Source organism: Shewanella sp. TC10, assembly GCF_009663145.1.
Taxonomy (GTDB): Bacteria; Pseudomonadota; Gammaproteobacteria; order Enterobacterales; family Shewanellaceae; genus Shewanella.
Genome location: NZ_VKHR01000102.1, coordinates 1 through 4,151, shown reverse-complemented (window position 1 = coordinate 4,151; position 4,151 = coordinate 1). Strand labels below are relative to the sequence as shown.

The following is a 4,151-nucleotide window of genomic DNA, read 5'->3' as shown; positions in this document are numbered from 1 at the left end:
TCCGATCAACTTGCTACAAAGCTTCAGTCACTACTTACGCCACATTGAATTGGACTTTGCTGAGCCGATCTCAAAATATATCGGTGATGCTCCCACTCACATGTTGGTTTCGGGTACAAAACAGTTAGCGCAAACAGCCAAGCAGGTCTTCGAAAAATCGCGTTCTCATGTGGGGCAATTAACCACTGAAGAGTACCGACTTGCACCTCATCAAATAGAATTCATTCATTTTCGTGATAATCTGGAAGAGTTAGCAGAAAACACAACTGCCATTGAAACCAGAATTGCATCATTAAGAGAAAAAATTACCCCATGACAATTGCCAGTATCAGACGCGGTTATCAAGTCATCAAAACTGTACTACATTACGGCTTAGATGAGCTTTTATTCAAAAATAAAACGCCCTGGTACTTCACATTAGTCCGTAGTTGTTTTTTCTGGCTTCGTAATCAACACAAAGAAAAATCTGCCGCAGAGTGCTTAAAGCTAGCCATGCAAGATTTAGGGCCGGTATATATTAAGCTTGGGCAAATGCTATCGACCCGCCGTGACTTACTCAATGATGAATGGGCTAATGAGCTTGCAATGCTGCAAGACAGAGTGCCACCCTTTGATTCAGCGTTAGCAAGAGAAGCAATAGAAGCCGAACTTAAAGCACCTATTGAAAGCCTCTTCGATAACTTTGACGACACCCCACTTGCCTCGGCATCTATTTCTCAGGTTCATACAGCCAATCTTAAAGAGAACGGCGCTGAAGTAGTGCTTAAAGTACTGCGACCGAATGTAGAGGCACAAGTGAGCGCTGATTTACAGCTTATGTGCCAAGCTGCGGATATACTTGAAAAGTTATTGGGTGAAGGAAACCGTTTACGTCCTGCTGAAGTCATTGATGACTACCGCACCACGATTTTAGGCGAACTTAACTTAAATTTAGAAGCGCTCAATGCCATTAAATTGCGTAATAACTTTTTAGACTCTGACGCGCTTTACGTCCCTTATGTCTATGAAGACTACTGTTACCCTAGACTAATGGTCATGGAGCGTGTGTATGGTATTCCTGTTTCCGATGTTGAAGCACTTAAAGCCCAAGGTACTAATTTAAAGTTACTTGCCGAACGTGGTGTTGAGCTATTTTTCACCCAAGTGTTTCGTGATAACTTTTTCCATGCAGACATGCACCCCGGCAACATTTTCATTAGCCGCGAACACCCAGACAACCCTTTTTATATCGGTATGGATTGCGGCATTATGGGCACCTTAAGTGATGTCGATAAACGTTATTTAGCAGAAAACTTTTTAGCCTTCTTTAACCGTGACTATCAACGTATTGCTCAGCTTTACATTGAATCAGGTTGGGTCTCTGAAAACACTGACGTGTTGGCCTTTGAGCAAGCAGTAAAAGTGGTTTGCGAGCCTATGTTCAATAAACCTCTAGATGAAATTTCATTTGGCCACGTACTGTTAGAGCTGTTTAGAACCGCAAGACAGTTTGATATCGTCGTGCAACCGCAATTAGTTCTACTTGAAAAAACCTTGCTCTATATCGAAGGTTTAGGCCGCCAGCTTTATCCACAACTAGATTTGTGGTCTACCGCTAAGCCATTTTTAGAGCAGTGGATGTCTGAACAAGTGGGCCCGAAAGCGATTTTCGATAAAGTGAAAATGAAAACACCCTATTGGGCTGAAAAACTCCCTGAATTTCCAGAACTTATCTATGACAACTTAAAAGTTGGCCGTAAATTGTTGGGAACTCAGCAGCAGATGTTAGATAAGTATTTGAAGTTTCAACATAAAGCTCATAAGAGTAATTACTTGTTAATAACATCTGCCGTATTGTTGATCTGTGGCACACTATTATTAAATCAAGACGCTACACTATGGCCTTCTTATATTTGTATCGCTTCAGGTATAGTGCTTTGGCTCACAGGATGGAGATCCAGACCAAAGAATCGCAAATTTTAACTAGCACTTATTCATTAGAGGTTCATAATACTCGATGTAATAAGGCTTATAATTTTAAACTTTATTAATATCACGTTTTTATTCTTATAGAGGAAATGTTCATGGGCGGCATCAGTATTTGGCAGCTTCTTATCGTTGCGTTAATTGTTGTTTTGTTATTCGGAACTAAAAAGTTACGTTCTTTAGGTGGTGATTTAGGTGGCGCTGTTAAGGGCTTCAAAAACGCCATGAACCCTGAAGATGAAGAGAAAAAGTCTTTAGAAGATAAAGATAGCACTGCGAAAACCTCTCAACAGGCAACTGAACAAAAGTCCGAGTCAAAGGACAAAGAACAGGCGTAATTCATTATGTTCGACGGTATTGGCTTTATGGAGCTACTGCTGATTGGAATTTTGGGGCTAGTGGTTCTCGGCCCCGAAAGACTTCCAGGTGCAGTACGTTCAATCTCTGGGTGGATTCGCTCATTAAAGCGAATGGCAAACTCTGTTAAAGACGAATTAGAGCAAGAGCTTAAAATCGAAGAGCTTCATGCTGACTTGAAAAAAGCAGAAAGCAAAGGTTTGTCTAACCTATCTCCTGAATTACAAGAGTCTATTGATCAGCTAAAGGATGCTGCGCAGTCAGTGAATCGTCCCTACCAAGTAGAAGACGTTAAAAAGGATGCGCCAGCCGCAAAACCTACTGAAAGCACCACACCAACGGCTGAGCAAGCACCTGACTCTACCAGTTCAAATACCAAAAGCTAGCGGGTAATCAATGTCACAACAGCTACCTCTCATTAGTCATTTGCTTGAATTGCGTAATAAATTACTCAGAGCTATCGGCAGTGTTTTGCTGGTTTTTATCTGTTTAGTTTACTGGGCAAATGATATTTACCATTACATGGCGATTCCATTAATGCAGTCACTGCCTGAAACAAGCAGTATGATTGCGACTGATGTAGCTGCGCCATTTTTCGCCCCATTCAAATTGACGTTAGTTTTGTCATTCTTTTTGGCAATACCTTATGTCTTATATCAAGCTTGGTCATTTGTTGCTCCCGGCTTATATAAGCATGAAAAACGTCTAGTTACTCCGCTACTTGTTAGCAGTACCTTACTGTTTTATTCAGGCATTCTGTTTGCTTATTACATAGTATTCCCTGTCGTATTTGGTTTCTTCACCAGTGTTGCTCCAGAAGGCGTTACAGTGGCAACCGATATCAGTAGCTACTTAAGTTTCATTCTTAAGCTATTTTTCGCTTTCGGTTTAGCCTTTGAAATTCCAGTTGCTGTAGTGCTAATGTGCTGGGCTGGTGTCACTACACCAGAAGAACTTAAGCAAAAGCGACCATATATTGTCGTTGGTGCATTTGTCGTTGGCATGATGCTAACGCCACCTGATATTATTTCTCAAACAATGTTAGCAATTCCTATGTTAATATTATTTGAAGGTGGGTTATTAGCAGCCAAGCTATATACTCCCAAAGATGATACAGATAGCGAAGAGTCTGAGAGCGAACGTACCGACAGTTAATACTGCATTTGTTACTCATGGACTAGTAAAACAATAATAAAGAAGGATTCTGTTATGCGTTTAACCTTGGTTGCCACGTTTGCTTTGGCACTTACAACTCAAGCTCACGCCTCTGTTGAGCAACAACTCGCTGATTGTGCTAGCCACACAGATAAATTAGACCGCCTAATGTGTTACGACGCATTGGCGGCTAAAGTTAATACCGCAGCGCCTACTCAGCTTCCAGCTGCAGTTCCTACAACATCAACTGAAGCTAAGACTTCTACAGAAGCTACTGCCGTTGCAACCACAGCCGTTGCAGCGAGCACCTCAGTTTCTGAAACTCCTGCTGTTGCAAGTGTTTCTTCACCCCAAACAAGTAGCACTGCTGAGCAAGAGTTTGGATTGAAAAACACAGCAAAGAAGGATGAAGAGACTTTTGGCTTAAAACAAGTTTCAGAAGATGAGGATGATGTTCGTTTATACGCAGAAGTCAGCTCAATCACAAAAGACCCTTACGGCGCGTTAATCGTTAAACTATCTAACGATCAAACATGGAAACAGATTAGTACCTCACGATACAAGCTTAAAGTCCCGAAACCGAGTGATCTAGCCATGGGCAGGTTGAAGGTTGAGTAACATCAACTGGAGGACCGAACCGACTAATGTTGAAAAATTAGCGGATGACTTGTGGC

Annotated in this window: 5 protein-coding genes, 1 rRNA gene and 1 pseudogene; 6 read left to right on the top strand and 1 reads right to left on the bottom strand. The window is 41.6% G+C overall.

Features of this window, described 5'->3' with window-relative positions:
* From FNZ24_RS21540 to tatC, 5 genes and pseudogenes are all read left to right on the top strand, one after another.
* Positions 1–316 (top strand): annotated as a pseudogene (locus FNZ24_RS21540) (sterol-binding protein); the annotation flags it as partial.
* The gene (gene ubiB, locus FNZ24_RS21095; protein WP_153916759.1) at positions 313–1,962 is read left to right on the top strand and encodes a ubiquinone biosynthesis regulatory protein kinase UbiB; all 1,650 of its coding nucleotides are present in this window, start codon (positions 313–315) and stop codon (positions 1,960–1,962) included. The pseudogene FNZ24_RS21540 and the gene ubiB, both read left to right, overlap by 4 nt.
* A gap of 101 nt (positions 1,963–2,063) precedes the next feature.
* Entirely contained in the window at positions 2,064–2,303 is a 240-nt protein-coding gene (gene tatA, locus FNZ24_RS21090; protein WP_102526388.1) for a Sec-independent protein translocase subunit TatA, read from the top strand.
* Positions 2,304–2,309: 6 nt separating this feature from the next.
* Entirely contained in the window at positions 2,310–2,708 is a 399-nt protein-coding gene (gene tatB, locus FNZ24_RS21085) for a Sec-independent protein translocase protein TatB (RefSeq protein ID WP_153916758.1), read from the top strand.
* 10 nt (positions 2,709–2,718) lie between these two features.
* Positions 2,719–3,477: a twin-arginine translocase subunit TatC gene (gene tatC / locus FNZ24_RS21080; protein WP_153916756.1), complete on the top strand. Its 759-nt coding sequence runs from the start codon at positions 2,719–2,721 to the stop codon at positions 3,475–3,477.
* A 215-nt stretch (positions 3,478–3,692) separates the two neighbouring features.
* On the opposite strand, the gene FNZ24_RS21075 is transcribed toward tatC, so the two are convergent.
* Positions 3,693–3,962, bottom strand: a complete 270-nt coding sequence (locus FNZ24_RS21075) for a hypothetical protein (RefSeq protein ID WP_153916753.1) — start codon at positions 3,960–3,962, stop codon at positions 3,693–3,695.
* A gap of 87 nt (positions 3,963–4,049) precedes the next feature.
* On the opposite strand from FNZ24_RS21075, the gene FNZ24_RS21070 reads away from it, so the two are divergent.
* Positions 4,050–4,151 (top strand): 23S ribosomal RNA (locus FNZ24_RS21070); the annotation flags it as partial.